Source organism: Rhizobium mongolense USDA 1844, assembly GCF_000419765.1.
In the GTDB taxonomy this organism is placed as follows: domain Bacteria; phylum Pseudomonadota; class Alphaproteobacteria; order Rhizobiales; family Rhizobiaceae; genus Rhizobium; species Rhizobium mongolense.
Genome location: NZ_ATTQ01000019.1, coordinates 53,926 through 78,709, shown reverse-complemented (window position 1 = coordinate 78,709; position 24,784 = coordinate 53,926). Strand labels below are relative to the sequence as shown.

Sequence of the window (24,784 nt, the reverse complement as noted above, 5' to 3'; positions counted from 1 at the left end):
GTGGCGAGCGCCGATCTGACATCGAAACGGGATGCGGACAGCAATCTGGATGAAGACGGCTTGGCACATGCGCCGTCCCATCCGCTTGTGATGATCCTGCGACGGTTGGCAGGGCGCGTCGTGGCGGTGGTGACCACACTCCTTGGCCTGCTCTTCCTCACCTTTTCGATGGGACGTCTGCTTCCTGCCGACCCGGTGCTTGCCATCACCGGAGCGGAGGTCAGCAAGGAGGTCTATGATCGCGTCTACAACGAGCTGGGACTGGGACGCCCGATCTGGGTGCAATTCCTAAACTATGTGCAGAAGGTTGCAACGGGCGACCTCGGCACATCGGCAACGACCGGTCAGCCGATCCTCACCGATCTGCTGACCATCTTCCCCGCAACCATTGAGCTTGCCGTCATCGCCATGATTGTCGGCGCCCTTGTCGGCGTGCCGCTCGGTATCACCGCTGCTGTCAGGCGCGGCACGATCATTGATCACATCGCACGCATCATCGCGCTTGCCGGCCACTCCATTCCGATCTTCTGGACCGGGCTGATGGCGCTTTTCATCTTCTATGCGAAGTTGAAGCTCGTCGGCGCATCTGGCCGGGTTGACGTATTTTACGAGGGGCTTGTCACGCCGGTGACCGGCTTTCTCCTGATCGATTCGGCAATCGAGAGACAGTGGGACGTATTTCGAAGCGCGCTCGGACACATCATCCTGCCGGGCACGATCCTTGGCTACTATTCGGTGGCCTATATCAGCCGCATGTCACGCAGCTTCATGCTGGAGCAGCTCGGCCAGGAATACATTACAACGGCGAGAGCGAAGGGGCTTGGACTGCGGAAGGTCGTCTGGCGTCATGCCTTTAGAAATATTCGCGTGCAACTTCTGACCATCATGGCGCTCACCTTCGGGGGCCTCCTTGAAGGCGCAGTGCTCATCGAGACCGTTTTCGGCTGGCCGGGACTCGGCCAGTATCTCACCCGCGGACTCCAGATGAACGACATGAACGTCGTGATGGGCGCTGTGCTGACGATCGGCGCCGTTTTCCTGACCATCAACATCCTTTCGGATGTCCTTTATCGCATTCTTGATCCGAGAACACGGTGATGCCGATGACACTGTCCGCCGAACATGCAGATCGCGTCAACGCAAGCAGCCTTCGCAGATGGTTGCTTGCGCCCGAGCCGCAGGGCCGGTTTCAGTCCTCAGCACAGCAATTCCACCAGGGCTGGCTGAAGTTCCGACTTCACCCCCTCGGCCTGGCAGGGCTCGGAATCATCGGTTTGCTGATCCTGGTCGCGCTCGCTGCGCCATTGCTGACGCGTTACGATCCGATCGTCCAGGATATGGCAGGCCGGCTCGCACCGCCTTCGGCAGAACATTGGCTCGGCACCGACAATTTTGGCCGCGATATCTTCTCAAGGGTGATCTACGGTGCGCGCACGACGCTTTACATCATCATGCTGGTTTCCGTCATCGTCGCTCCGATGGGTCTTTTGATCGGCACCTGTTCGGGTTATTTCGGTGGTATCGTCGATGAAGTGCTGATGCGCATCACCGACATCTTCCTTTCCTTTCCAGGCCTGGTGCTTGCGTTGGGATTTGCGGCGGCACTCGGTCCCGGCATCACCAACGCGATCATCGCAATTTCGTTGACGGCATGGCCACCAATCGCCCGGCTTGCGCGTGCCGAGACGCTCAGTCTGCGCAAGGCCGATTTCATCGCCGCCGTGCGTCTGCAAGGGGCGACGCCAATGGCGATCATCACCCGCCACATCCTGCCGATGTGCATTCCGTCGGTGATCGTTCGCGTGACCCTGAATATGGCGGGCATCATCATCACGGCGGCGGGCCTCGGGTTCCTCGGTCTTGGCGCGCAGCCGCCTTGGCCGGAATGGGGAGCAATGGCCGCGACCGGACGTGAATTCATGCTCGACAGTCCATGGGTCATTGCCGCGCCCGGCATTGCCATCGCGCTGGTCAGCCTTGCGTTCAATCTTGTCGGCGATGCCCTTCGCGACGTACTTGACCCGAGAGGTTCGGAATGACGTCTTCCCTCATCGACATCCGCAATCTCGAGATTGCCTTCGGCGGCGGAACCGTGCGCGCGGTGCGCGGCGTCAGCTTCTCGCTAGGACACGAAAAGCTAGGCATCGTCGGCGAATCCGGGTCGGGCAAGTCGACCGTCGGGCGCGCCGTCATGAAGTTGCTGCCGCCGACGGCAATCGTGCGCGCCGAGCGGATGACGTTTCGCGACGTGGATCTGCTCAAGGCCGACGAGCGTATGATGATGACAATACGGGGACGACGCATTGGACTGATCCTGCAGGATCCGAAATATTCGCTGAACCCTGTTATGCGGATCAGCGAGCAGATCGCCGAAACCTTTCGCTTTCACTATCCGAAGTCGACTGCAAAACAGGCTGACCGGAAAATGATCGAGATGCTCGAAGCGGTCCAGATCCGTGATGCCGAAAGGGTGGCTCGGCTCTATCCTCACGAAATTTCAGGCGGCATGGGTCAGAGGGTCATGATCGCGATGATGCTGATTGTAGAACCCGAGGTTCTGATTGCCGACGAGCCGACGTCTGCCCTCGATGTGACGGTGCGGCTCGAAATCCTGGCACTGCTTGATGAACTCATCGCCCGCCGCAACCTCGGGCTGATCTTCATCAGTCACGACCTGAACCTCGTCCGGAACTTCTGCGACCGCGTGCTCATCATGTATGCCGGGCGGGTCGTCGAGGTTCTCAAGGCTTCTGATCTTGAGAATGCAAGGCATCCCTATACGCAAGGCTTGCTGGCATCCTTGCCGTCGATCGAAAATCCGCCCGCCCGACTGCCGGTATTGAACCGTGATCCGGCCTGGTTCGATGACATCACTTTGGAGACGCCGCATTGATCGAAATTGACAATCTCACGATTCGTTTCGGTTCCGGTCAGAGGCCGGTCGTCAGGAACGTCAGCCTTCGCATCAAGAGGGGCACGGCATTCGGTCTGGTTGGTGAATCCGGCTGCGGAAAGTCCACGGTCCTGCGGGCAATATCCGGTCTCAACCCGAATTACGAAGGCGGGATCAAGCTGGATGGAGACACGTTGGGTCGGCAGCGCGACCGGCAGTTCTTCCGCCGCGTGCAGATGGTTTTTCAGGACCCTTACGGTTCACTTCATCCCCGCAAGACAATACGCTCGCAGCTTAAGGAGCCGCTCCGCAACCAGGGCCTTGCCACCAACTCGGTGGACGTAGATGCCCTGCTGTTGGCGGTTGGCCTCGATCCGTCGCTCACCTACCGCTTCCCGCACCAACTTTCCGGAGGGCAGCGTCAGCGCGTGGCCATCGCCCGAGCCCTCGTGCTTAATCCGGCCGTGCTGTTGCTCGACGAGCCGACGTCGGCGCTCGACGTATCGGTTCAAGCGGAAATTCTCAATCTGCTGGAAGATCTGCGCAAGGAGCGCGGCCTGACCTATCTGCTCGTCAGCCACGATCTGGCCGTCGTGTCCCACATGTGCGGTCGCGTCGCCATCATGGAGGCAGGCGAGATTGTCGAAGAGGTGGATATCGAACGGCTGCGAAAAGGAGCCGTCGAACATTCCTATTCTCGGCACCTGCTGAATGCGAGCAGAAACTACGGACGGACGCATTGACTGAGTAGCGAAAGAACAGATCGCTCCGGATACCTTCCAGGCCATGCGGTCAATGACGCGTACCGACTGCCATTTCCAAGCATTCATTGAAACTTTTGAACGTCATTGACACTAATCAGCCAGTCAGAAACGCGCGAAATTTTCAAGCATCTGCTGCCCGGCCACGTATCGAAAATCCCCAGGCTGACGACGGCAAGCGTGCTTTTATTTCCGGCGACGACACCGCAGCAAAGGGGCAGGTCGGCGCGCTGATGGCCAGGCTCGGCTTCTTCGGGATTCGATCTCGGCCCGCTTGCCATCGGCGGCAAGCTTGCGCAGTTCCTCGGTGGTCGCGATTAACTGAGCAATTCATCACATTGTGGGCAAAAGCCTCGCAATTCTGTTGAACTGCGGGCCTGGAGGGTCGTATAGTCGGTTAAACGACGTCCGGGGTGAATCGGACGAACTATCAGGGAAGGAAACCGACATATGGCCAAAGTCCGTGCGCTAGTACTGGAGCGTCAGCATGAGCTTGCCCTTCGCGATATCGATCTATCGCTGGAAACCGGGCCGGGACAGGTGAAGATCAAGATCCATACCGTCGGCGTCTGCGGCTCGGACGTGCATTATTACACGCACGGCAGGATCGGGCCCTTTGTGGTCAGTGAGCCGATGGTGCTTGGGCACGAAGCGGCCGGTACAGTGGTCGAAGTCGGTGAAGGCGTGGCACATCTGAAAGCCGGCGACCGCGTCTGCATGGAACCTGGCATTCCCGATCCGAACTCCAAGGCAAGCCGGCTTGGCATGTACAATGTCGATCCTGCCGTCACCTTCTGGGCGACGCCCCCGGTTCACGGCGTGCTGACATCGGAAGTGGTTCATCCCGCCAACTATACCTACAAGCTGCCGGACAATGTAAGCTTTGCGGAAGGCGCGATGGTTGAACCATTTGCGGTCGGCATGCAGGCCGCGGCCAAAGCAAAAATCGCACCCGGCGACACGGCCGTCGTCCTCGGCGCCGGCCCGATCGGCACGATGGTGGCGATTGCCGCGCTTGCTGGAGGTTGTGCCCGGGCAATTGTTGCCGATCTCGCCCAGCCGAAGCTCGACATCGCCGCGCAGTATCAGGGCGTCATTCCGGTCAACATCCGCGAGAATAATCTCACCGAAGAGGTGAACCGGCTGACCGCCGGGTGGGGCGCAGACGTGATCTTCGAGTGCTCCGGGTCGCCCAAGGCCTGGGAAACGATCATGGATCTGGCGCGCCCCGGAGGGGTCATCGTTGCCGTCGGCCTGCCGGTGAATCCTGTCGGCTTCGACGTTTCGACGGCTTCGACCAAGGAAATCCGCATCGAAACGGTCTTCCGCTACGCGCACCAGTACGAGCGCTCGATCGCACTCCTCGGCTCCGGCCGCGTCGACCTCAAGCCGCTGATTTCGGGGGTTTTCCAGTTCGAGGATTCGATCAAGGCTTTCGATCGTGCCGTCGAAGCACGGCCGACGGATGTCAAGCTGCAGATCGTCATGGAATAAGGACCTCTCAACTTCCTTCCGGCGCAGAGAAGGAAATATTTCAAACCGCCTTCAAATCTCCCAGCACCGTCGGGATCAGTTCCGAGACGGTCGGATGGATCGGCACCGACCATTGCAGGGCAGGGTAGGTCGTTCCGGCATTCATGGCATCGATGATGCCGTGGATTGCCTCGTCGCCTTCGATGCCAAGGATTGCAGCACCGAGAATTCGCTTGCTTTCGGCCTCAGCGACGATCTTCATGAAACCCATGGTCTCGCCTCGTTCGTTGGCGCGACCAACGCGGCTCATCGGGCGGGACGAGACCATGATCTTTTTGCCGGAAGCGCGCGCTTCCTTCTCCGTCATGCCGACGCGGCCGAGCGGCGGATCGATATAAAGTGCATAGGCGGGAATGCGGCTGCTCACCTTGCGATCGCCACCATCAATCAGGTTAGCTGCGGCGATCTCGAAATCATTATAGGACGTGTGCGTAAAGGCTCCGCGGCCGTTGCAGTCGCCGAGCGCGAAGATGCCCTCGACATTGGTCATCAGCCTGTCGTCCACCGTGATGTAGCCGCGCTTGTCCGTCAGAACGCCGGCGGCATCGAGGCCGAGATCGTCGGTGTTCGGCCTGCGGCCGGTTGCAATCAGCACATGGCTTGCCTCGATCGCCGGCTTGCCGGCGCCGGTGCTGACGGCAACAGCATCGCCATTCTTTACGAATGCGATAGGATCTGCCTGAGTGTGAACCGCAATACCTTCCGCACCGAGAATCTCCGCGATTGCGTCGGAGATGTCCTCGTCTTCGCGGGAGGCAAGTTTCGGCCCGCGTTCGATGATCGTGACTTCGGCGCCGAAGCGACGGTACATCTGCGCGAATTCGAGACCGATATAGCTGCCGCCGATGACGGCGAGGTGGCGTGGCAGCGTGTCGAGGTGGATGATCGACGTGCTTGTGAGATAGTCGATGTCCTCGATACCGGGAAAATCCGGAATGACCGGGCGGGCACCGACATTCAGAAAGATTTGCGGCGCCGACAGCATCTCGCCGTTGACGATGACTGTCTTCGGATCGGCAAATCTGGCCTGACCGTAGATCACGTCCATTGTTTCCATGCTGTCAAGCCAGTCGATCAGGCCTTGGCGGGCGTTCATGGTAACGGTTTGGGCGCGCTGGCGCACGATCATCATGTCGATCTCGATCTTGCCAGCGATCTTCACGCCGTAGTCGCCGCCGCGGCGCGCGACATGGGCGGCCCGGGCACTGGCGACCAGCGTCTTCGTCGGCATGCAGCCGGCATTGACGCAAGTACCGCCGAGATATTTTCGCTCGATCAGCGCTACGTTCATGCCCTTTTCGGACATGCGGGCGGCGAGGAAGGGGCCGGACTGACCGGCCCCGATAAAGATCGCGTCGTAACTTTTCATGGCACGGCCACCACAATCAACAGCGCGCCGCCGATGGCGACGGCATCTTCGATAAGTGCCGCCGGCAAATCCTTGCCGAAAGCCTTCGCAAGCTTGCCGCGGACAAATGCACCGCCGAGCGTTCCGACAACGGCACCGACGATGCCCGCAATAAGTCCGGCTGTCAGGGAACCACCCGAAGCGCCGATCGTGGCGCCTGCCAATGCGCCCATGACGATACGGGCGCCGAACTGCATCGGCACCTTGCGGCTTGGCGTTGTCGGCAATTGGTCGGTGATCATTTCGACGGCGGCAAGCACCGTGAAAATCCACGGCGTCCACCGGTAGCCCATAAAGGCGAGAGACGTTTGAGAAACGTTGAACCCGCCAAGTGCGGCGCCCCAGGCAACGGCGGCGGGTGCAGTCATGGCCCTGAGGCCGGCAATAATTCCGATCAAGAATGCAAGGAATAGAAGCATATGAGAAACCCCTTCCCCTATTGGCGCTGTATCGGCGACGCCAGCGTTGCACAATCTCCAAACGGTTGCAATTCACGCTCCCTGGCCCATTTGCGAAATGCGGTGAGGAGCTTGGAATGGATAAGGACCTTGCATTTCCGATCGCGATCGGCATCGCCTTAGGGGTAGGGCTCGGTGCCACCTACGGCAACGTTACGCTCGGGATCGTGGTAGGTGTTGTTGTTTCGATTGCCTATACGCTCTGGCGCCGCCGGGCGGGACGCTAGTTCGCGAAGGCCTGAATTCCCGTGATGGCGCGGCCGAGGATGAGGGCGTGGATGTCATGCGTACCCTCGTAGGTATTGACGACCTCGAGATTGACGAGGTGGCGGGCGACGCCGAACTCGTCGGAGATGCCATTGCCGCCGAGCATATCGCGGGCAGTGCGCGCAATGTCGAGTGCCTTGCCGCAGGAGTTGCGTTTGAGGATTGAGGTGAGTTCCACCGGCGGGTGGCCCTCTTCCTTCATGCGGCCGAGCCTCAGGCAACCCTGCAGGCCGAGCGTGATCTCGGTCGCCATATCGGCAAGCTTTTTCTGGATCAATTGATTGGCGGCAAGCGGCCGGTTGAACTGCTTGCGATCGAGGGTGTATTGCCGGGCCGTCGCATAGCAGGCTTCGGCCGCACCGAGCGCGCCCCAGGCAATGCCGAAACGGGCGGAATTCAGGCAGGTGAACGGACCCTTCAGACCGGTCACATCGGGCAGCAGGTTTTCCTCCGGCACGAAAACATTGTCGAGCACGATCTCACCGGTGATTGAGGCGCGCAGACCCACTTTGCCGTGAATGGCCGGCGCCGAAAGGCCCTTCCAGCCCTTTTCCAGGATAAAGCCGCGGATCACGCCGTCCTCCGTCTTGGCCCAGACAATGAAGACATCGGCAATCGGCGCATTGCTGATCCAGGTCTTGGACCCGGTGAGGCTATAGCCGCCATCGGCCTTTTTGGCGCGCGTCACCATCGAGCCCGGATCGGAGCCGTGGTTCGGTTCGGTGAGCCCAAAGCAGCCGATCCATTCGCCGGTTGCAAGCTTGGGCAGATATTTCTGTTTCTGCGCATCAGAGCCGAAGGCCTCGATCGGCACCATGACGAGGGACGACTGCACGCTCATCATTGAGCGGTAGCCGCTGTCGACGCGCTCGACTTCGCGGGCAATCAGGCCGTAGGCGACATAACCCAAGCCTGCTCCGCCGTATTCCGGCGCGATCGTTGGACCGAGCAGGCCGAGTTCGCCCATTTCGCGGAAGATCGTCGGATCGGTCTTTTCATTGCGGAAGGCATCGAGCACCCGGGGAGCGAGCTTTTCCTGCGCATAGGCGTGTGCCGTGTCCTGCACCATGCGCTCCTCGTCGGTCAGCTGTTCTACCAGCCGGAAGGGATCGGCCCAGTCGAAGGTTTCGCGGGTATGCTGCATGACGGCGTCTCCTCACCATTTTTCCGGCAAGCCTGATCAAGCCCGCCATAAACCCGGCCAGCTTCGGCGTCAATTGGAAGGAATATACCGATGCGCCCTTTTCAAACAGACTTCAATGCTCCAACTTGCCGCCCGATCGGAATCGAAGTGAGGAGGCGAACATGACATCGAGCGCTCTTTTCGTGCATGCCGAAGGCGCTGACTGGATCAGTCCGGAGCCGGGCGTCACGCGCCGGATCATGGTCTACCTGCCCGAGATGATGATGGTTGAAGTTGCCTTCGAAAAAGATGCAATCGGTGCTGCCCATTCGCACCCTCACATCCAGGCGAGCTATATTGCCGAAGGCAGCTTTGCGGTCACCATCGACGGGAAGACCGAAGTGATGAAAAAAGGCGGTAGCTTCATCGTGCCGCCGGACCTTGTTCATGGCGTCAAGGCATTGGAGAAGGGGCGGCTGATCGACACCTTCACACCGCACCGCGCCGAATTCCTGAAATAGTCATCCGGGCTTTTGGCCGGAATGGATTGCGGCCGCAAATGGCGGGATGAAACGTGCGTCTTCGCCTTTCACGGCCTCGCGCAGAAAGTCGATGACGGCGCGCACGCGTGGCGCTTGTCTCATATCTTGATGACAAGTAATCCAATAGTTGCGGCAGAGGTCCACCTCATCCGGCAGGACGCGCACAAGCTCCGGATAAAGGCTTGCGAAGAAGTAGGGGAGCACGCAAAGCCCCAGGCCGTTTCGCGTCGCCGTCAGCTGCGCAAAGATGCTGGAACTTTGGAACTGCGGCTTGATGCGCGGATGCACGTCCCCGAGATAATCAAGCCCCGGCGCGAAGATCATCTCCTCGATATAGCTGATGAAGGGATGGTTCAGCAGGTCGTCGCGGCGGGTGACCGGCGGGCTCTTGGCAAGATAATCCCGCGAGCCGTAAACCTGCAGATGGTAGTCGGTCAGCTTCTCGGAAAAATACGGTCCGCCCTTCGGTTCGTCCAAAACGACGGTAATGTCCGCCTCCTTGCGCGACAGTGACATGATCTGCTGGATCGTCACAAGCTCAAGCGACAGATGCGGATGGTGTGCTGCGAATTTCGGCAGCACGCTCGCAAAGAAGAAATTCGCAAAACCCTCCGGCGCACTCAACCGCACGAGGCCGCGCTGCGTCATCGACCCTGCGGCAAGATCGGCTCGCAGGCGTTCGGTCTCCTGTTCCATTTTTTCGGCGGTGTCTACGAAACGCGTGCCCATCGCCGTCAGCACGTAGCCGCGCGCGTTCCGCTCGAAGAGCTTGACCTTCAGGGCAAATTCAAGCCGGTCGATGCGTCGCGAGACGGTGGCATGGCTGCTGCGCAGCTGCCTTGCAGCCGTCGATAGCTGGCCGGTGCGCGCCACGGCTAGAAAAAACTGGAGGTCGTCCCAAGTAAATTGCGGAGGATTGCTCATGCAGCGTCGCGCGTCCATCTACGTCTTTTGGTCTAATCGCCGATCGCTGCCCAAGAATGGAAAGCGCCCTAAGTGTCGGTTTCAACCTTCTGTTCAACAACCAATAATGAATTGCATAATTTTCCGCAACCTAAATAGGCTGCTGTTTTTACTGAACTTTTTGTCCTCATGCACTGAGATCAAGGATTTAAGCGAAGCGTCTGTTTTCACTCGCTTATCAGGACAACGGCTTTAGAACTACTCGTGTAAGTTGAAACATGGAGTAGGAAAATGCAAATCCAAGTAGAAGCGAAGCAGCAGTTTCGGGTTTGGGGAGTTTTCGACGGCGAGCGTTTTGATCGCAATTTTCCAAGTGCAGCGGCATGGCGCGCATGGCGTTCGCTAAATGAGCGGCGTTATGAAATCGAAGTTTTGGGCATGAAGTCGGAGGCCGCATAATGCTGCTGGTCACGATGGAGCAACGTGCGAAACTGCTCGAAAACTTCGCTAACAAGGATGACGATCATATCCCGGTCGTCAAACTGTTCACGCCATGGGCGAATGCGACCTGGCTATTCGTGGATCTTGATCCTGAGGATGAAGATCGCTTGTTCGGGCTTTGCGATCTCGGTCACGGCTCGCCAGAACTCGGATACGCGCTGTTGTCGGAGTTGGAAGGTCTCAAGGGGCCATGGGGATTGAAAATCAAGCGCGATCTGCACTTCCACGCAACTCGTCCACTGTCCGAGTACACGATAGCTGCACGAGCAGCACGGCGTATCGTGGAAATCTAATCAACATCTGAACTTTGAGGTCGGGGCTCATACCTCGGCCTTTTCCACGATAAAATAATCCTTGCAAAAAATTTAGTGGCTGTTATTTGTTTTGTGACAATTAAATTGTGAGGGATATTACAATGGAACTACGTCACGAAAACGAACTGATGAACCGGCTAGAGCGAGTGGAAATCCTAGGATGCGCCGAGATACTGCGGGAAGAACTTAAGCGTTGGTACGGCGCTGATCGAATTGGCGTGAACGTCTGGCGCGACTTGCACGACCGTTGGAAGATGATCGAGCAGAGACCCGAAATGAAGTTGCTCGTCGGTGGCACGGACTCTTCGAATTGGGTATTCATTTGGGGCGAAGGTTTAGCGACTGGGGAAGCATCGTGGTTTAAGGACGTTGCATTTCTTGCTCGTCGCACGAACGCACAGGGGAGAGTGGTAGAATTGCTGCCACCGGATGGCGATTGAGGTTTCTGCGGGATGGCACTTTACGAAAATTGCGACATGACCGTGTTCTTCTCGGACGAAGAGCCGATGGCGGTCTACCGGTGCGACGTTCGAATCGGTGACGGCACCATCGTTGTTTCTTACGATTCCGAAAATGGTACCGTAGTTTACAGAGGTAACGAGGTGGCACCCGGCCACTTTAAACTTTCCACACTGGATGTGGTCAAGGGCCGCGCCACGCTACACTGCTTTGAGCAAAGTACGCGACTGGAAGGCACCTGGCAGGAGGACGGCGCACGCGGTATGTGGTATATCGATCTGTCCGAGGAGGATTGAAAAACCCTTCCCAATGTGAAGATCGGGAAGGGCGAGGAATATAAATGAACATGCCCATGCAATAGCACCTTCGCTTCTATTTATTAGCGGACGCTCAAAACGCGTAAATATTGATGGCACTAAGAGTTGGTGCTGGCTGCTCAGCGGGCTCGGCAATACGGCGAGCCCGCAGTCTTGAATAATGACTGGACTGCTCCAATGGCAGCATAATGTTGAAAAAGGAGCAGCTATGAACAGCAAACAAATCAAGCACTTCAAAGCCTCGCATCGCCGGATGCGCACCGTACACAAGGAAAACTTCCAGTTCACCGTGGATGAATGGTTGGCGTTCTGGGATGCAAATCCGCTGATGCCGGTTCGCGCTGCTAGACCGGGCGATGTGATCGTCACTCGGAAAGATGCCACTTTGCCGTGGTCGATCACGAACATTGTGACGAAACGCAATACGGCGTTGCCGAAACCATCTACCCGCGTGAGAACACCTGCTGGCCCTCGACCGGAGCCCTATGCGAACTCGCGCACTCTGACTGTCAAAGAGTGGATTTCCGAAGTCAGACGTTAAATAGCTGGTGATCTTTCAGTCATGGGTCACAACTCCAAAAGGCCTCTCCTGTCATCGCTCCGACAGGGGAGGTTTCCCGTATCAGGCGGTAAATACGTGATGACAAACAATAAGAGGAGCGAAATCCCGATGACTGACAAACCCGAAATCACCCGCAACGATCAAACCGCTATCGCATTCCTGAAAAAGATCGTTGATCGTTTAGACGCGGATCGTGCAGCCTACGAGGCTCGTATCGCACAGTTTCATGCAACACTTAGTTCATTCAATACCGTGTACTCGCACCCAAACCTGACGTCAGCCCAAGCAAACATGGCGTCAGTCCAACTTCAAGCCATCGCTCTGCAGCAGACACAGTTGACGCAGGTTGCCGCTCAGTACGGCAATCATTCACATACGGTTTCCACACCAGGTCACTCGCATGGGATCGGCATAACCGTTCCACAGTGGGAGCCGTATCTGACGCAAGCCGAGTACGACACGCTTCGTGCTTGGGCCGATGGCGAAGACATTCTCCTGCACATTCTGAGCGCCGAACGGTAATTACGCCAGTAAAAACAGTATCATAACGCGCCATAGAACGCCTCTGGCGCGTTTCGTACTTTAGCGTAGCATTGTGCGTTTTAGTCAGCGGGAGCGTTCCTGGGGCTTCCTTGGGCGGCCTGTGACCGCAACGGATGCATGGCATCCCGACTAACACTTTTGCGAGTTGATCGATCGCAAGGCGACGGCAGAATGGCCTCGTCAAAAAAGGAGGCGATGCGATGACAAAACTCAAAACACCCGCCGATGTACCCGCACTTGTGGATGCCTTGATAGCGAAAACCCTGAGGTGACGGCGGTAGGCGACGACAGCTATTGTGTGATCGATCTGGATCGGCCCGAAGCAAACGCGCGCATTGAGAAAATCCTAGCTGACTTCGGACCTCGCGATCATCTTTTCTTTGAGATCATCGACTGCTTAAAGGCGAGGGGTCGCAACTACACGCTACCGACCACGCGGCATTGAGGCGAGGCGCGCTTCTCTTAAGATAAAGAAACATATCGACAGTCAAAACACCGATTTGTTATAAATAGAAATGTAATGCTTTTGTCTGGTAAACGAAGTCATTACGCTTCGTTGCAGACTAAAGCGTTCAATTCTTTTGAAGCACCTAAAAGTCCTGCTTGTTTTACCAGACGCGAGCAGGACTTTTTCGTTTCAACAAAGGATTAATGCAATGAATTCCACATCTGGTAAACTTTCAACAGCCGATATTGTTGCCCTCGTTAAAATGAAGGCGCTGGAAAAGGCACTCTCCCACTCCAACAGCATGAACTCCGATCTCCGTGATTGGGCTCTTGATGCAAGCCGCGCTTCTCTTAAGGACAGCAGCGGAACCGGCGTATCTGAGCAAAAAAATTTAGATCAAGGCGCGCTTCCCTTAAGTATTGAAGTGAGAGAGAAGTTACTTAAGAGAAGCGCGCCTGAAGGCGTTCCCGCTTCAAGTGAAGTTACTTGTTTCACACCCGAATATGGAGTGAAGAGCCACGCGGCTGCGCATTCGCTTGCCACGACGGCCAATGAAGTTCCAGCTACTTCGCTTTGCTCATCCGCTGAACAAGAAGAAGTTCAAAAGGGCTGCGCGAGCATGACCCCCGCCGACGACCACGACGATCCCGCACGCCAGCACTACGACTTCTACGAGATCAAAACCGACCTGTTCGACAACTCCGCGAAGGGCAAGAAGTCCAGCGTACACCGCGCCAAACTTATGATCCGCGCTGAACCTACGACGACGGCGAAGGACGCGGACGTGTTCATGCTGGATTTCTACAATCGCACTCGCGAGATCAACAAGCGTCTTAAGACGATGGAGGTCGAGGAAGACGATTGGTACATCCACTTCAAGGGCGAGTTTACCAAGTACGAGAACATGCTAGTCGCCTACGAGATTGCTCCGAAACTGGCAATTCTCAAAGAGATCATCAAGGAAGACAACACGTCCGAAATCATCGGTTATGCAGCTGGCATCATGTTCCAAATTCGGAACCAGCCAGCGACCGTAATCCTCTATTACGGCGCAGCCAAATACGAGCTGCCACTCGACTTCGATTTCAACCGCGCTCCCGGTAGCCCGATCTACAAGAAGGGCATTTACCGCGACGCCGCTCGCCAGCACTTAGATGTTGAACTCGACCAAACAAAGAAGAAGTTCAAGATCAAGACGAGCAAGGATTTCAGCTAAACCTACTGCAGGCCGGTCCGACATAAATTAGAATGTAGCACAAGAAGAAGGAAACAATTCCCATGCAAGTCAACAACGACATTTTCGAAAACCTGACCCCGGCAACGACGACGACCGCACATGTGGATTCTGTCAGCACGAGCAGCATCATCGAGCGCCCATCGAAGACGACGAAGGCGAACGTCCAATACGTCAGGCTCTCCGACGACGAACACGCCACGCTTCTCGCTTATATTGCAGCCCTCAACATGATGCGCACGGACAAGTCCAATCCCTCGGTTTATATCAAGATCAATCTGATCCTCGACATGAACAGCGGAATTTGGGGTTCAGAACTCCGCAAGTTTTCGACACTTCGTGAAGTGCTTGAAGGGGTAACGGCGAAACTCGCAAAGCGTCACAAATACGTGCTGGGCCGCAAGGGCGAAGACCTCAGTGTGAAGCAGCTGACGGCGATCAACCTGATTGTTGAAGCGCTCGACGCTACGCCAATCGCGATTCCAGCGAAGTGAGGTGCAGTATGACCTTGCCTCCGTAGAGGCTGCGTCGTTCGCAAAACTGTGGCGCTGCCGTCAAGGATGCTCAGTTCGAATCCTCTCAACGACTTCCTTGAAGCCATTGAGGGTGAACTTCGAAATGCTTTCGGTCCCACAATCATCGACAAACCTGAAACGGATTTCTGCCGCTTCGTTCATCGCCGCTATGAGCGCAGGTCCAAAATTGTAACTTTGGTTTTCAGCATTTCGAACCGATAAAGTCTCGTTAGAAGAACTGACGTCGAACCGGGCTCGCACTTCCTTGAGTTTGTTTCCTGCGTTGTCGAACGTTAAGTAGGAGACCGACATCAGACCGTTATCGCTTGTGTCACAGATAAAAGGCATGCCCGGATTTAGCACAATGCGCGGCGCATCGAATGCAACTTCGCCTCTGTCGGGATGTGCCCAAATGATCAAGGCCTCTTTCTGAGTGTCCGAATAGACGAAAGCGCCTTTTGTCTTCTTGCCGTCAAATTTGCTCTCTGACACTTGGTACTGCCAATTCGCCAAAACGGCCGATGGCGCTAAGCAGGCAATCGAGGCGGAACAAAAAGCACGAAGTACAAATTTCTTTAGACGTTTCATAAAACCCTCACTCGTATATACCGGTCTGATAAGTTGAGGAATTTGTTACGTCAAGTTGGCATCGACGGCATCTATCAGCAAATGATCAGAACATACGAAATAAGCGGGGCACTTTGCGAGGAGCGGCGTGAGCAAAAACATTGAGGACGAAATTCTCCGGCTCAAGTCCACCTTGAAGAACCTTGAAGGTCGCACTGAGCCGCCATCACCAGAGATGGCGGAATTGATCACTTATTATCAGCACAAACTGAAAGCAGCGCGTCTGGATATGCTTCCGTTGGATTTGCAAGAACATCTCGATTACGAGGCGATTGGTAGCGGTGATCACGAGGACGATCTTTGAGCGAATGACCGATCAACCCCAAGAACCTCCCGCTACCGCACGAAGGATCAAAGAAAGACCCGGTACGCTCTCGATCCCTTTAACTGCGAAAACGGCTAGCGCGACCAACCCAATGATCAAGCGCGGCGGGATTTCCACCTTATAGCCCTTGTCCTTTAACCACACCACTTTCATTGCCAGCCTCGCAGCGTCGTCACTTTCCATCATGGTAAGCGGCGAATGGTTGGCATGATAAATCAAACACCTTGTCTGAACATCTCTGATGTTGCGAAGCCAAGAGGGCACATCTAAAACACGCGAACTTGCCATCATAGTGCGATAGCCAGCGCACGTTGTCGGGCCATATCAAATGAGATTGATCCATTCCGCAAAAATAGAACGAACGCAGAACGTCGACAAGTTGCTTACTTGTGACAGGGCTCCGGTTTGCCGGTGACCAGCGTATTGTTAATACCTAAGAACACCACGTCTCCGAATGGAGTGTTGTCCGACCAGTCGCCAAACGTTTCAGCGTCATGCGTTTCCTTATAGGCCAGGATGTGGAAGTTAGCTGCGTCCATCAACTCCTTAACGGTGATATCGTACTCGCACTGCCAGTAGAGGTGGTCACGAATACCGGCGAGGTATTGGACGACTGTCTTCATTCCTGTGTCGTCTTTGATGGCAAAAGCCCCAACATAGTAGGCTACGCTGAAGCGCGGCAGGTCTTCAGCCGCAAACGCTGTCTGAAAAGTAAGAATTGCTGCAATAGCCGTAAGAAGTGCTCGCATTGTTCCCCGCAAAATTCACTGATGCGATTCGTAGTAAAACACCAACTGTGAATGATTTCGAGTAGAACAGAGGCTTCGGCAAGAACGCCCAAATCCGGCGATCCTAATAAATACGTGCACACGAATTCATGAGGTGCACGTATGGCCGTAACAAACACATTCTCCGCAACAGCTGATAACACCGAATGGGTCGAAGTCGTAGACGGCTCGACCATCGCCAGTTTCGGCGTTGAAGTTGATCCCACCAGCACAAGCGTATTCCTCGCGGTTTCGCAGGACGTTCCCGACGACGACAGCGACGATTATCTCGTCCTGCAACGCGAGCGCGACACGTCGATCAGTTTCTCGCTGAATGCAACGGACAAGGTTTATGTCCGCGCTCCTTCTTCCACCGTCGTAAAGGTTCGCGGCTATCAGGTGACACGCTGATATGGGCTTTGGCTTTTCATTCTCCTTGAGCCCGCAAGGCACGTCTACGCCGCCGGCTCCTCCAACGGGTGTTCCCACGAATAATGCAATGCCGGTGATTTCCGGCATTGCACAATCCGGCAGCAAACTCACGACGACATTTGGCAGCTGGACACAAAGCCCATCCGGCTATGCGTATCAATGGAAAGCCGACGACGCCGACCTTATCGGCGCAACCTCCCGAAGTTACACGCTGACAGATGCAGAAGTGGGCAAGACGATCACCGTCACCGTTACTGCGACGAACTCATTCGGCTCGGCCTCCGCAACATCGGCGGCAACCAGCGCAGTTCTTGCGAAGCCGGTCACCGTCGCCCCTATTAACGTGGTCGCCCCGGTAGTCACCGGCAATGCGCTGGTCGGTTCAATATTGATGGTCAGCGATGGCACGTGGGCAAATAGCCCAACCTCATATGGGTATCAGTGGTTCAAGAACGGCACTGCATTGTCCGGTGCCACTGCAAATATCTTCGCGCTATTGATCGAGGACTTCGGCGCGATCTTCTCCGCACAGGTCACAGCGACAAACGCGATTGGTTCGACAAATGCCAGCACGAATAATGCTGGACCGGTCTCGCAGACACCACCCGCAAATACGACAGCACCAGCGATCACCGGCACGGCCCAGGTCGATCAGACACTAACTGGCAGCAACGGCACGTGGTCGAATGATCCGACGAGTTTCACATATCAGTGGACAAGAAACAGCGTCGATATCCTCGGCGAAAACGACCTCACCTATACGCTTGTAGAAGCCGACATCGATCAGATGATCGGTTTCAAGGTCACAGCAAGCAATTCGGGTGGATCAACCACAGCAAGCGCAACCAGTGTTGGCCCAATCGTAGCCTTGTCGATGAAAATCAATATCGTAGCTGAGGGTGACAGTCTGACCGATGGTAGCGGAACGACTGATCCGGCGACCAAGAACTATCCGTACGTTGCGATGTCGGCGCTCTCAGACGGTCCCGAATACACATTGGACAATATCTCGACTGGCGGGATCAAGGCCGACGACATCTCAAACAATTTCGATAGTCGCGGTGCCGCTGCATTCGATGTAGAAGCCGACCTTAACGTGTTCACGCTCCTAGCGGGTTCTAACGACAGAGGCTCAGGCGCCTCGTATGAGCGTATCTACCGAGACCTTCGAAAGATTCTCAGAAAGGCAAAAGACGCAGGCTATCAGCGACGTTTGATCGGTACGATTATCAGCGACGATACTGGCGACCCTCCGTATCAGGAATGGTCGGCCAACGATATCGAGTTAACCCAATACATTCGCGATTACTGGAACTCGGATTTGGATGCCGATGGCCTCTTCGACCTTGCCGCTGATAGCCATTTCGATGAAGTCTCAGATACCTTTGATACCCTCTACTACAATAGCGATCGAGTTCACCCTACGGATCTTGGTTCCTCCGTGTTGGCGAGCATCTATGCACCTGCTTTGAACACGGCAATCGCAACACCTGCTGCACGAGTTGAACTGCCAGCGACATGGTTCGAGCTGGACAAATCATCGAATCTGCAACTGACGAATAGCAATCGCACAGTGAATTGGCCTGCACCGGGTTTCGCCAACGCCAACGTAAGAGGGGCACGAGGCAAAGCCAGCGGCAAGTGGTATTTCGAAACCCAAATAGACCTGTCCAATATGACCGCGGTGGGTCTTATGAACCTCGACTTTGCCGACGATATTGCCGCTGATTGGGTTGATCCTTGTGAAAGCCCTAACGCGATCGGCTATTCCAGCTGGACCGGCAACATCAACCATAACGCTTCGGCAATTGTCACTATGGGCAGTATCAGCGATAGCGACGTCATCGCACTCGCCGTCGATCTGGATACTCGCAGTTTTTGGATGCGCATTAATGAGGGTCCGTGGAATGGTGGAGCGCCAGAAGGTGCGCCAACGATCGATCCCGCAACGGGTGTCGGCGGCATTGATATTTCGATGCTCGGCACCGGCATGATCTATCCGGTTGGTTTCATCTACGAGGCCGGTCAGATCACATCGCGGTTCGCGGCAACAGAGTTTACTGGCCAGATTCCTACGGGCTTTACGGCTCTTGGCTAATATACTCGCTTACGGAGCATACAGTTTCATACGGCTTATACGTTGACATAGCCACAAGAATGATGCATTGGTATCTCCGTCAACCACGGAGAGGACCCGATGCCGCACGCGATTACGCTTTCAGATGAAGTCTTTAGCCGCCTTCAGGCTCATGCAATACCGCTTGTCGATACCATCGAAAGCGTCATTATACGGATACTAGACGCCTATAGCGATTCAAAGCCTGAGATTCATACCGACGGGTTTAAGGCGTTTGATCCCTCGTTGCCGCCTAATCTTGGGCATACGACTGTGCTTTCGGCCAGTGTCGCGGGCGCAGTGTTAAAGCCGGCGGATACCTTCTGGAACAATATCATTGTCGTGCTAATCAAAGAGATGGCAAAGCGCGGGATGACACCAGCCGCCATCGACGCCAGCATCACCAGCAATAGCGTTGTGGGCGAGAAGAAGGGCAACGGCTACAAGTTCATCAAGGAAGCCGGTGTGTCTGTTCAGGGTCTCGACGCAAACAACGCGTGGAAGACCATCAACTTCCTGGCCAACGTGACCGGTATCCCGGTGGATGTTAAGTTCCGGTGGCAGAACAAGGAAGGTGTGGAAATGCCCGGTGTGATTGGCGCGTTTTCGACAGGCAGAACGATGGAAAAAGCCGCTTAACGCGGCTTTTCTTTGCTTTTCAAAGCAAGCAGTCATAGCAGCCGGACCACCACGTAGCCGATCAAAATCGCCATAATCCCGGTCGAGATCATGCTCGTGCTGTCGCTGATCATCCCATAGACATCCATCGGATTCACCCCGTCACGTATAAGAGCATCGTGACCGCTACGATAAGGGCGATCACGAACACCGCTGCGAGAGACACCCAAAGCGTATAAAACAAGTCCTCTTGGAAATCGTAGCGGGTCACATATCTGCCGATTGCAGCGCAAATCAGCAATACGCCCCAAACGGGAATGCCCGTAAGCGCAACAAGCCAAGGGGCAAATATGAGCCCGAACAATAAGCCCCATAGCCAGCCGAGAACTCGAATTGCGCGCATACCCGTCACCTCAACCCCGGCCATGCTAGCGTTCAGTGGTTAAGAAGTACTTGGAGCCTTTACAGGGGCCAACAGGCTTTTCCTCGGTATACGTTAAGATTTTTCGTAATTCCTATTGAAACAACAAATTGCAATTCCCAGATCAGCATCAGGTTTGGTGCTTCGGCACCCCACGGAAAAGAGACCACGACGTTTCCTCGCAAGGGTTTCATCAAGGTCGTTAAAAGAGGAAATCCTTGCGGGATGTCGGCCTAACCGGCGTGAGACGGTCTCCATAAGGGGTCTCTCGCAATAGTATGAGGAGCATCGAGTGTTCGCACTGGTTGCCTTCGAATATCGCAATACCAAGGGCGAGAGCCTTCGGATGGTCAGCGGGTTCGGTATCGATCCCAAAGTCATCTCAATGATCTCGCTTCTTACGCGGTTCTTCATTTAGAAAGCCGCATCCAACAAGAAGCCTCCCGGTTACCGCTGGGAGGCTTTTTGTTTTCACCTTAGTGGCCTCGCGTCTTGATGATCGCAGCGGCTACCATTTTGGGGTCTTCGGTTTCAGATGCACCGATATAACCCTTAGCGAAGTATTTGTTCGTGTGCTTGGCGATGGCATCGTACAGAGCATAACGGGTACTGTTGCAGCCGGATGACGCGATTTGTCCGAGTTCCAGCGGTGAACCCTCGACGCGCGAATATTCCTGCACCTTGGCTTTCAAACAAGCCGTGTGTAAGGCCCGTTCTGGAAGGCTCTTCACGTCGAAATTGGCAGTTGAAGACTCAGTAGTTTCGCAGCCAGCCAGCGCAAATGCGGCCAACGCCATTCCAATATACTTGTTCATGATTTCCCCGGTAATGCCCCTCAAATCGCAGTACGCAATAGCTACATGATTCGTGGCAATACCAGCCATGCTAGATGTAAAAGGCTTCCACCTGCGAGCCCTCCGGCAGATGGTTGGCGTCATGGGCGACGATCATCAGCGTGCCGAAGGATTCACGGAAGACCGCCAAATGCATACTGATGTTGAGGGTGTCTTCGGCCCATAAACTGGAATATCGAAATTGTTTGCTGACTTCGAGTCGTCCCTGTTTGAGGGTGGTGCCTTCGCCAAACAATCCAAGCAAGTCGGGTGGTATCTCCCCGGTAAAGGCGTCGACGTTGCTGTAGTGGTTCAACAGGACTGCACCACCAACCGGCACGATCTGCTTTGTCGCCTCATAATGGAGGGACAGGCCGAGTTTCACACCGAACTGATCGAGCGAACCCCGGCAGATAGGACCATTTACGTTTAGGAAGTTCCACGTAGGGAGATTCTTTGCCCTTTCTCCTAGTCGTTGTAGACCGGCAACCTGATCCAAGTGCATCTCATCGGCTAGACCTGGATGATTGCGGAAAGCGGCATCAGCGAGTTTCCTCATTTCCGATTTGTTTGACCGAACGGATCGATCAGGAAAAACCCGCGACAACATAGCGATGACAGTTTCGGCTTTACGTGTAGCTGAATTACAGGGCTCGCAAGCGGAGAACTCAAGTCCCTTTGGCCGATGCTTGGCGTCGAAAATGACACGAGAGGGGATATGTTCGCGAGTAGTGGCGAGAGTAGTTCCGCCGCAATAGATGCAATAGGGTTGCTTGGCGAGTAGCCGCTGAGTAGCAGTCAAAGGAACGGTAGCAGTCATAAAACCCTAAAGTGTGAATCGAACGCGATTGCCAGTAACGTACTCGATTTTACCTGCACCGATTAGCGAGTACATCGCATTCACGATTTCATCCTGTGAATAACCCGCTGCAACCAGATCAGGCCCGACATCCAACAGATTGATAGGCTTATCCCGTGTGCAGCCTTTTGCCCGTAGTTGCTGCATGAGTGCGGTTTCAACATCTGTCCGTGTCATCCAACAAAAATAGAACAGACTGCGAACGCAAACAAGATGGACGCTTGAAGAACGGTCAGGGATCAGTAGCGGATCAGCACGCTAGCGGTAATCAACACATCCACTCGCATCGCATTGCCATTCCCACGATATTTCCACACAAAACCCCTAAAAACTGAGGGTCAGACATTTTACTCCATTGCAATCAAAGGGCGAGCAATCCTTTCACTCGCCCTTTAAGTTTTTCGGCAGCAGGAACAGTGAACGCCCTTTCATTGTTCCGACGGAGTTACAACCAGTGCAACCTACAAGTTATGTCGCGTATTATCGTGTATCCACGCAGATGCAGGGACAAAGCGGATTAGGCTTAGAAGCCCAACGCGCTGCTGTTGCGGGATTTACCAGAGGCAATCCGATTGTCGCGGAGTTCACAGAGGTGGAATCCGGCAAGCGCGATGATCGTCCTCAACTCCGGCTGGCACTCAATGCGGCAGAACAAGCCGGTGCTACTTTGGTGATTGCGAAACTCGACCGCCTCTCACGCGACGTTCACTTTATCTCAGGACTGCTAAAGCAGAATGTGCCGATCAAAGCCTGCGACATGCCCAATGCGGATAACTTCCAGTTCCACATAATGGCGGCTGTAGCTGAGAAAGAACGGGAAATGATCAGCAAGCGGACGAAAGAGGCAATTGCTGCAAAACGCGAACGTGGTGACGCATGGGGAACCAATGCAGTCCGAGCAGAACAAGCGCAAGCCCATGCCGAAACTATGCGTGGGTTTGTCCAATGCCTCAATGCCGGGGGTATAACGACACCAGCAGCAATTGCTAAGGAACTCAATCAACGCGGCTACGAAACCATTAAGGGCGGAAAATGGCACAGCAATCAAGTCACCCGCTTGCTTGAGCGTTTAGCGGAAAAAGAGTGCTCAACTCAGAGTAGTCTTCGGTTGCCCTGAATTGCCAACGGCTATTGGACGGAAGCACGGCAGCAATGGTGCTGCTGGTGCAAAGGACTAAGCAAATGGCAAATGCAATCGAACTCCTCAAGGCAGCTGCAACGACTGGTGTTATCGTTGGGCAGAGCCCGCTGGATATTTTCTACGGCAAACTGGCCGCGCAGATTAAACTTGCTGGCGAAGTCAAGGACGGCAAGCAGATCAACACTCGGTCGCTGTGGTTCCGCAAGGACGCACAGGGCTACGTGGTGCGCATCGGTCGCAATGCTTTCGAGATCGCCGGTTCGAAACTCTTCCGTGCTGCCGACCTGGACGCGGTGGTGGTCGTGCTGAACGCGGCAAAGGAGGCCATCCAAGCGGACAAGAAACTGCAGGACGCGATTGCCCTGCATAGCCTGGAACGTTCGGAGCGGCTGAAAAAGGGTCGTGCAAAGGCAAAGTAAGCAGCAGCGATTACTTGCGCAAGTGATCGGAAGCCCTGATCGAAAACGGTCAGGGCTTTGCCATGTCCTGTGTCAGAGAGTCCTTAGGAGGTCCGTCCGCTGCGTTGCTGGTGTTCTGCGCTACGTGTGCTGCAACGGCATACCGCGTGCGGACGATACGTCAATGCGTCTTGCTGACTGTACATCATAGGGCGCCGGGAAGCAGCCAAGGAATAGCCGACGGATACGGCGTAGTGCGCAGCATTATTCGTGCTGATGCTAGCGGATGAGCCTCCATTGGTGCCGTTGACTGCTTCGGACAGGGAAGGGCTCTTTGTGGGGCGGGCACGCTCTTTGGCCCCCCTGCTTCGCTTACAAAAACCTTTATATGTTGCGCTACTATTTGATATGATTTTACAACTTTCCATACAGCGAGAGCCATTGGGCAAGGAGATTATATGACTGAGGAAGCCTTTCGTATCCCGACCGTGTCGGTCAGGGTTCCATATGATTTTGTTCACAAGACGTGCGCAGAATTCTTTGCCGCACAAGACACAATGCCGGTCGAGGTGCTCCAAAAATCATTCGAGGTCGCCATCAAAGATTCGGGCATGGACAATGCCCAGATCGCTCAGTTCAAAGAGCAACAGGAGTTAGAACTCCATAAGGCGATGGTGCGTGAGGCAATCAGCCGTATGTATCAGGGCAAACTTGCAATGGTGTTCGCACCAGACCGCGATTCCATGCGTATAGCTCGTGTGCTAATTGATCACTGTATGTTGGCGTTCGATGCACAGCAGAACGCAATTGCATCGGTGATTATGCCGGATGAGGAAACCGCCCAAAAGTTTCGAAATCTACTCGCAGAAACCAATTGATACGATTTGGGAACTTTTCATGGCCTCAGACACTGATAGGCAATCTCGCTTGAAACCCAAAACGAAAACCTTTGGGCTCAAAACCCCATATGACCTCTACAAGAAATTGCTTTTCGATATCGAACGCCTGCGATCAAGCGTGGCATCCGCGAATGTCCGATACGCCGCTTTTGATTGCGCTGTCACAGCCAACCATATCGTTGATTGGGTGCTGCATTTCAGCGACGACGCCCGCCACTTCCGCTTGACGGGTAAAAATCGGCTCGATGCGGAGGGAAATCCAAAAAAGGGCATCATGAAGGGGTTTGGCAAGAAGAATAAAGGTCGCCTCCCAAGGCTGGAATTCTGTCGGCAGATCGCCAACAGCGTCAAACATGTCGAGGTAACTCATGGACCTCGAATGCCCAACATGGTGACTGGCGCTGGTGTCCGGTTAAAGCCGGAAGTCGCCGCATACGCCTACATCATCCACAACGATAAGAAATCGCCAATCATCGAGGTCTTTGAGGAGATGGCCGATCAGTGGAAAGTCTTCCTGATCGAAGAGGGCTTCTTCAATCCCGATAATGAACCCCCCGATGAGTAGGA

The 24,784-nt window shown here is 55.1% G+C and carries 34 protein-coding genes; 24 read left to right on the top strand and 10 right to left on the bottom strand.

What is annotated here, in order from left to right; genetic code table 11:
* Genes A3C3_RS0128355 through A3C3_RS0128340 form a run of 4 tightly spaced genes read left to right on the top strand, consistent with a single transcriptional unit; the run spans position 1 to position 3,636 of the window.
* A complete protein-coding gene (locus A3C3_RS0128355) occupies positions 1-1,098 on the top strand; it encodes an ABC transporter permease (protein ID WP_022717956.1) in 1,098 nt (365 codons plus the stop codon).
* Between the two features lie 5 nt (positions 1,099-1,103).
* Complete coding sequence (locus tag A3C3_RS0128350) at positions 1,104-2,039, top strand: ABC transporter permease (protein ID WP_028740081.1); 936 nt, start codon at positions 1,104-1,106, stop codon at positions 2,037-2,039.
* The gene (locus tag A3C3_RS0128345; protein WP_022717954.1) at positions 2,036-2,893 is read left to right on the top strand and encodes an ABC transporter ATP-binding protein; all 858 of its coding nucleotides are present in this window, start codon (positions 2,036-2,038) and stop codon (positions 2,891-2,893) included. The genes A3C3_RS0128350 and A3C3_RS0128345 overlap by 4 nt, the downstream gene beginning before the upstream one ends.
* Entirely contained in the window at positions 2,890-3,636 is a 747-nt protein-coding gene (locus A3C3_RS0128340) for an ABC transporter ATP-binding protein (RefSeq protein WP_022717953.1), read from the top strand. Before A3C3_RS0128345 ends, A3C3_RS0128340 begins: the two co-directional genes overlap by 4 nt.
* 83 nt (positions 3,637-3,719) lie before the next feature.
* Here A3C3_RS0128340 and A3C3_RS48670 read toward each other — a convergent pair whose 3' ends face one another.
* Positions 3,720-3,944 carry a hypothetical protein gene (locus A3C3_RS48670; RefSeq protein ID WP_145611589.1) on the bottom strand — a complete coding sequence of 75 codons (225 nt, stop codon included), beginning with the start codon at positions 3,942-3,944 and terminating at the stop codon, positions 3,720-3,722.
* A 160-nt stretch (positions 3,945-4,104) separates the two neighbouring features.
* Here A3C3_RS48670 and A3C3_RS0128330 point away from each other — a divergent pair, with 160 nt between their 5' ends.
* Complete coding sequence (locus tag A3C3_RS0128330) at positions 4,105-5,148, top strand: NAD(P)-dependent alcohol dehydrogenase (protein WP_022717951.1); 1,044 nt, start codon at positions 4,105-4,107, stop codon at positions 5,146-5,148.
* 40 nt (positions 5,149-5,188) lie between these two features.
* Here A3C3_RS0128330 and A3C3_RS0128325 read toward each other — a convergent pair whose 3' ends face one another.
* Positions 5,189-6,556, bottom strand: coding sequence for an FAD-containing oxidoreductase (locus A3C3_RS0128325; protein ID WP_022717950.1), 1,368 nt, complete (start codon positions 6,554-6,556; stop codon positions 5,189-5,191).
* Positions 6,553-7,014: a membrane protein gene (locus A3C3_RS0128320; RefSeq protein WP_022717949.1), complete on the bottom strand. Its 462-nt coding sequence runs from the start codon at positions 7,012-7,014 to the stop codon at positions 6,553-6,555. The genes A3C3_RS0128325 and A3C3_RS0128320 overlap by 4 nt, the downstream gene beginning before the upstream one ends.
* A 116-nt stretch (positions 7,015-7,130) precedes the next feature.
* On the opposite strand from A3C3_RS0128320, the gene A3C3_RS46255 reads away from it, so the two are divergent.
* On the top strand, positions 7,131-7,280 hold the full coding sequence (locus A3C3_RS46255) for a hypothetical protein (protein WP_022717948.1): 150 nt from the start codon (positions 7,131-7,133) through the stop codon (positions 7,278-7,280).
* On the opposite strand, the gene A3C3_RS0128310 is transcribed toward A3C3_RS46255, so the two are convergent.
* Complete coding sequence (locus A3C3_RS0128310; RefSeq protein WP_022717947.1) at positions 7,277-8,464, bottom strand: acyl-CoA dehydrogenase; 1,188 nt, start codon at positions 8,462-8,464, stop codon at positions 7,277-7,279. The genes A3C3_RS46255 and A3C3_RS0128310 overlap by 4 nt on opposite strands.
* A gap of 161 nt (positions 8,465-8,625) precedes the next feature.
* Here A3C3_RS0128310 and A3C3_RS0128305 point away from each other — a divergent pair, with 161 nt between their 5' ends.
* Positions 8,626-8,964, top strand: a complete 339-nt coding sequence (locus tag A3C3_RS0128305; RefSeq protein ID WP_022717946.1) for a cupin domain-containing protein — start codon at positions 8,626-8,628, stop codon at positions 8,962-8,964.
* Here A3C3_RS0128305 and A3C3_RS0128300 read toward each other — a convergent pair whose 3' ends face one another.
* Positions 8,965-9,909, bottom strand: a complete 945-nt coding sequence (locus A3C3_RS0128300; RefSeq protein WP_028740080.1) for a LysR family transcriptional regulator — start codon at positions 9,907-9,909, stop codon at positions 8,965-8,967.
* A gap of 270 nt (positions 9,910-10,179) precedes the next feature.
* On the opposite strand from A3C3_RS0128300, the gene A3C3_RS45530 reads away from it, so the two are divergent.
* The 8 genes from A3C3_RS45530 to A3C3_RS0128255 all read left to right on the top strand — a co-directional run bounded on the left by A3C3_RS45530 (position 10,180) and on the right by A3C3_RS0128255 (position 14,760).
* Positions 10,180-10,347, top strand: a complete 168-nt coding sequence (locus A3C3_RS45530; RefSeq protein ID WP_022717944.1) for a hypothetical protein — start codon at positions 10,180-10,182, stop codon at positions 10,345-10,347.
* Positions 10,347-10,682, top strand: coding sequence for a DUF2958 domain-containing protein (locus tag A3C3_RS0128290; RefSeq protein WP_022717943.1), 336 nt, complete (start codon positions 10,347-10,349; stop codon positions 10,680-10,682). Before A3C3_RS45530 ends, A3C3_RS0128290 begins: the two co-directional genes overlap by 1 nt.
* A 122-nt stretch (positions 10,683-10,804) precedes the next feature.
* Complete coding sequence (locus A3C3_RS0128285; RefSeq protein WP_022717942.1) at positions 10,805-11,143, top strand: hypothetical protein; 339 nt, start codon at positions 10,805-10,807, stop codon at positions 11,141-11,143.
* 12 nt (positions 11,144-11,155) lie between these two features.
* The gene (locus tag A3C3_RS39465; RefSeq protein WP_022717941.1) at positions 11,156-11,458 is read left to right on the top strand and encodes a hypothetical protein; all 303 of its coding nucleotides are present in this window, start codon (positions 11,156-11,158) and stop codon (positions 11,456-11,458) included.
* A gap of 229 nt (positions 11,459-11,687) precedes the next feature.
* Positions 11,688-12,020 carry a hypothetical protein gene (locus A3C3_RS0128275; RefSeq protein WP_022717940.1) on the top strand — a complete coding sequence of 111 codons (333 nt, stop codon included), beginning with the start codon at positions 11,688-11,690 and terminating at the stop codon, positions 12,018-12,020.
* A gap of 129 nt (positions 12,021-12,149) precedes the next feature.
* Positions 12,150-12,563 carry a hypothetical protein gene (locus A3C3_RS0128270; protein ID WP_145611591.1) on the top strand — a complete coding sequence of 138 codons (414 nt, stop codon included), beginning with the start codon at positions 12,150-12,152 and terminating at the stop codon, positions 12,561-12,563.
* A 677-nt stretch (positions 12,564-13,240) separates the two neighbouring features.
* Positions 13,241-14,248: a hypothetical protein gene (locus A3C3_RS45525; protein ID WP_145611593.1), complete on the top strand. Its 1,008-nt coding sequence runs from the start codon at positions 13,241-13,243 to the stop codon at positions 14,246-14,248.
* A gap of 62 nt (positions 14,249-14,310) precedes the next feature.
* Positions 14,311-14,760: a hypothetical protein gene (locus A3C3_RS0128255; protein ID WP_022717936.1), complete on the top strand. Its 450-nt coding sequence runs from the start codon at positions 14,311-14,313 to the stop codon at positions 14,758-14,760.
* A gap of 60 nt (positions 14,761-14,820) precedes the next feature.
* On the opposite strand, the gene A3C3_RS0128250 is transcribed toward A3C3_RS0128255, so the two are convergent.
* Complete coding sequence (locus A3C3_RS0128250; protein WP_145611595.1) at positions 14,821-15,369, bottom strand: hypothetical protein; 549 nt, start codon at positions 15,367-15,369, stop codon at positions 14,821-14,823.
* Between the two features lie 127 nt (positions 15,370-15,496).
* On the opposite strand from A3C3_RS0128250, the gene A3C3_RS0128245 reads away from it, so the two are divergent.
* Positions 15,497-15,712, top strand: a complete 216-nt coding sequence (locus tag A3C3_RS0128245; RefSeq protein WP_022717934.1) for a hypothetical protein — start codon at positions 15,497-15,499, stop codon at positions 15,710-15,712.
* Between the two features lie 404 nt (positions 15,713-16,116).
* On the opposite strand, the gene A3C3_RS0128235 is transcribed toward A3C3_RS0128245, so the two are convergent.
* Positions 16,117-16,482: a hypothetical protein gene (locus A3C3_RS0128235; protein WP_022717932.1), complete on the bottom strand. Its 366-nt coding sequence runs from the start codon at positions 16,480-16,482 to the stop codon at positions 16,117-16,119.
* Positions 16,483-16,623: 141 nt separating this feature from the next.
* Between A3C3_RS0128235 and A3C3_RS0128230 the strand changes: the two genes are divergently transcribed.
* The 3 genes from A3C3_RS0128230 (at position 16,624) to A3C3_RS0128220 (ending at position 19,687) form a co-directional block, all read left to right on the top strand.
* Positions 16,624-16,911: a hypothetical protein gene (locus A3C3_RS0128230; protein ID WP_022717931.1), complete on the top strand. Its 288-nt coding sequence runs from the start codon at positions 16,624-16,626 to the stop codon at positions 16,909-16,911.
* 88 nt (positions 16,912-16,999) lie between these two features.
* Positions 17,000-19,030 (top strand): GDSL-type esterase/lipase family protein, encoded by a 2,031-nt coding sequence (locus A3C3_RS0128225; RefSeq protein WP_022717930.1) that lies wholly within the window; start codon positions 17,000-17,002, stop codon positions 19,028-19,030.
* Positions 19,031-19,129: 99 nt separating this feature from the next.
* Complete coding sequence (locus A3C3_RS0128220) at positions 19,130-19,687, top strand: T4SS efffector SepA family protein (protein ID WP_022717929.1); 558 nt, start codon at positions 19,130-19,132, stop codon at positions 19,685-19,687.
* A gap of 133 nt (positions 19,688-19,820) precedes the next feature.
* Here A3C3_RS0128220 and A3C3_RS0128210 read toward each other — a convergent pair whose 3' ends face one another.
* Positions 19,821-20,093 (bottom strand): hypothetical protein, encoded by a 273-nt coding sequence (locus A3C3_RS0128210; RefSeq protein WP_022717927.1) that lies wholly within the window; start codon positions 20,091-20,093, stop codon positions 19,821-19,823.
* Between the two features lie 286 nt (positions 20,094-20,379).
* On the opposite strand from A3C3_RS0128210, the gene A3C3_RS47975 reads away from it, so the two are divergent.
* Positions 20,380-20,505, top strand: a complete 126-nt coding sequence (locus A3C3_RS47975; protein ID WP_022717926.1) for a hypothetical protein — start codon at positions 20,380-20,382, stop codon at positions 20,503-20,505.
* 58 nt (positions 20,506-20,563) lie between these two features.
* Here A3C3_RS47975 and A3C3_RS0128200 read toward each other — a convergent pair whose 3' ends face one another.
* Entirely contained in the window at positions 20,564-20,902 is a 339-nt protein-coding gene (locus tag A3C3_RS0128200) for a hypothetical protein (protein ID WP_145611597.1), read from the bottom strand.
* A gap of 70 nt (positions 20,903-20,972) precedes the next feature.
* Positions 20,973-21,479 carry a hypothetical protein gene (locus tag A3C3_RS0128195; RefSeq protein ID WP_022717924.1) on the bottom strand — a complete coding sequence of 169 codons (507 nt, stop codon included), beginning with the start codon at positions 21,477-21,479 and terminating at the stop codon, positions 20,973-20,975.
* 754 nt (positions 21,480-22,233) lie between these two features.
* On the opposite strand from A3C3_RS0128195, the gene A3C3_RS0128185 reads away from it, so the two are divergent.
* The 4 genes from A3C3_RS0128185 to A3C3_RS0128170 all read left to right on the top strand — a co-directional run bounded on the left by A3C3_RS0128185 (position 22,234) and on the right by A3C3_RS0128170 (position 24,782).
* On the top strand, positions 22,234-22,896 hold the full coding sequence (locus A3C3_RS0128185) for a recombinase family protein (protein WP_028740075.1): 663 nt from the start codon (positions 22,234-22,236) through the stop codon (positions 22,894-22,896).
* A 35-nt stretch (positions 22,897-22,931) separates the two neighbouring features.
* Positions 22,932-23,339, top strand: a complete 408-nt coding sequence (locus A3C3_RS0128180; RefSeq protein ID WP_022717920.1) for a hypothetical protein — start codon at positions 22,932-22,934, stop codon at positions 23,337-23,339.
* Positions 23,340-23,776: 437 nt separating this feature from the next.
* A complete protein-coding gene (locus tag A3C3_RS0128175; protein WP_022717919.1) occupies positions 23,777-24,196 on the top strand; it encodes a hypothetical protein in 420 nt (139 codons plus the stop codon).
* Complete coding sequence (locus tag A3C3_RS0128170) at positions 24,147-24,782, top strand: hypothetical protein (protein WP_233450541.1); 636 nt, start codon at positions 24,147-24,149, stop codon at positions 24,780-24,782. The genes A3C3_RS0128175 and A3C3_RS0128170 overlap by 50 nt, the downstream gene beginning before the upstream one ends.
* Positions 24,783-24,784 lie beyond the last annotated feature (2 nt).

What these genes read in the sequence shown, in the direction of transcription:
- A3C3_RS0128270 (WP_145611591.1), top strand. Translation starts at nt 12,150, where the DNA reads ATGACTGACAAACCCGAAATCACCCGCAACGATCAAACCGCTATCGCA.
- A3C3_RS0128235 (WP_022717932.1), bottom strand. Translation starts at nt 16,482, where the DNA reads ATGCGAGCACTTCTTACGGCTATTGCAGCAATTCTTACTTTTCAGACA.
- A3C3_RS0128250 (WP_145611595.1), bottom strand. Translation starts at nt 15,369, where the DNA reads ATGAAACGTCTAAAGAAATTTGTACTTCGTGCTTTTTGTTCCGCCTCG.
- A3C3_RS0128220 (WP_022717929.1), top strand. Translation starts at nt 19,130, where the DNA reads ATGCCGCACGCGATTACGCTTTCAGATGAAGTCTTTAGCCGCCTTCAG.
- A3C3_RS0128310 (WP_022717947.1), bottom strand. Translation starts at nt 8,464, where the DNA reads ATGCAGCATACCCGCGAAACCTTCGACTGGGCCGATCCCTTCCGGCTG.
- A3C3_RS0128180 (WP_022717920.1), top strand. Translation starts at nt 22,932, where the DNA reads ATGGTGCTGCTGGTGCAAAGGACTAAGCAAATGGCAAATGCAATCGAA.
- A3C3_RS0128350 (WP_028740081.1), top strand. Translation starts at nt 1,104, where the DNA reads ATGACACTGTCCGCCGAACATGCAGATCGCGTCAACGCAAGCAGCCTT.
- A3C3_RS0128305 (WP_022717946.1), top strand. Translation starts at nt 8,626, where the DNA reads ATGACATCGAGCGCTCTTTTCGTGCATGCCGAAGGCGCTGACTGGATC.
- A3C3_RS0128285 (WP_022717942.1), top strand. Translation starts at nt 10,805, where the DNA reads ATGGAACTACGTCACGAAAACGAACTGATGAACCGGCTAGAGCGAGTG.
- A3C3_RS0128200 (WP_145611597.1), bottom strand. Translation starts at nt 20,902, where the DNA reads ATGAACAAGTATATTGGAATGGCGTTGGCCGCATTTGCGCTGGCTGGC.
- A3C3_RS0128230 (WP_022717931.1), top strand. Translation starts at nt 16,624, where the DNA reads ATGGCCGTAACAAACACATTCTCCGCAACAGCTGATAACACCGAATGG.
- A3C3_RS39465 (WP_022717941.1), top strand. Translation starts at nt 11,156, where the DNA reads ATGGCACTTTACGAAAATTGCGACATGACCGTGTTCTTCTCGGACGAA.
- A3C3_RS0128210 (WP_022717927.1), bottom strand. Translation starts at nt 20,093, where the DNA reads ATGGCCGGGGTTGAGGTGACGGGTATGCGCGCAATTCGAGTTCTCGGC.
- A3C3_RS0128175 (WP_022717919.1), top strand. Translation starts at nt 23,777, where the DNA reads ATGACTGAGGAAGCCTTTCGTATCCCGACCGTGTCGGTCAGGGTTCCA.
- A3C3_RS0128325 (WP_022717950.1), bottom strand. Translation starts at nt 6,556, where the DNA reads ATGAAAAGTTACGACGCGATCTTTATCGGGGCCGGTCAGTCCGGCCCC.
- A3C3_RS0128255 (WP_022717936.1), top strand. Translation starts at nt 14,311, where the DNA reads ATGCAAGTCAACAACGACATTTTCGAAAACCTGACCCCGGCAACGACG.
- A3C3_RS0128320 (WP_022717949.1), bottom strand. Translation starts at nt 7,014, where the DNA reads ATGCTTCTATTCCTTGCATTCTTGATCGGAATTATTGCCGGCCTCAGG.
- A3C3_RS0128300 (WP_028740080.1), bottom strand. Translation starts at nt 9,909, where the DNA reads ATGAGCAATCCTCCGCAATTTACTTGGGACGACCTCCAGTTTTTTCTA.
- A3C3_RS0128345 (WP_022717954.1), top strand. Translation starts at nt 2,036, where the DNA reads ATGACGTCTTCCCTCATCGACATCCGCAATCTCGAGATTGCCTTCGGC.
- A3C3_RS0128170 (WP_233450541.1), top strand. Translation starts at nt 24,147, where the DNA reads ATGAGGAAACCGCCCAAAAGTTTCGAAATCTACTCGCAGAAACCAATT.
- A3C3_RS0128225 (WP_022717930.1), top strand. Translation starts at nt 17,000, where the DNA reads ATGCCGGTGATTTCCGGCATTGCACAATCCGGCAGCAAACTCACGACG.
- A3C3_RS0128330 (WP_022717951.1), top strand. Translation starts at nt 4,105, where the DNA reads ATGGCCAAAGTCCGTGCGCTAGTACTGGAGCGTCAGCATGAGCTTGCC.
- A3C3_RS45525 (WP_145611593.1), top strand. Translation starts at nt 13,241, where the DNA reads ATGAATTCCACATCTGGTAAACTTTCAACAGCCGATATTGTTGCCCTC.
- A3C3_RS0128275 (WP_022717940.1), top strand. Translation starts at nt 11,688, where the DNA reads ATGAACAGCAAACAAATCAAGCACTTCAAAGCCTCGCATCGCCGGATG.
- A3C3_RS0128195 (WP_022717924.1), bottom strand. Translation starts at nt 21,479, where the DNA reads ATGAGGAAACTCGCTGATGCCGCTTTCCGCAATCATCCAGGTCTAGCC.
- A3C3_RS45530 (WP_022717944.1), top strand. Translation starts at nt 10,180, where the DNA reads ATGCAAATCCAAGTAGAAGCGAAGCAGCAGTTTCGGGTTTGGGGAGTT.
- A3C3_RS0128290 (WP_022717943.1), top strand. Translation starts at nt 10,347, where the DNA reads ATGCTGCTGGTCACGATGGAGCAACGTGCGAAACTGCTCGAAAACTTC.
- A3C3_RS46255 (WP_022717948.1), top strand. Translation starts at nt 7,131, where the DNA reads ATGGATAAGGACCTTGCATTTCCGATCGCGATCGGCATCGCCTTAGGG.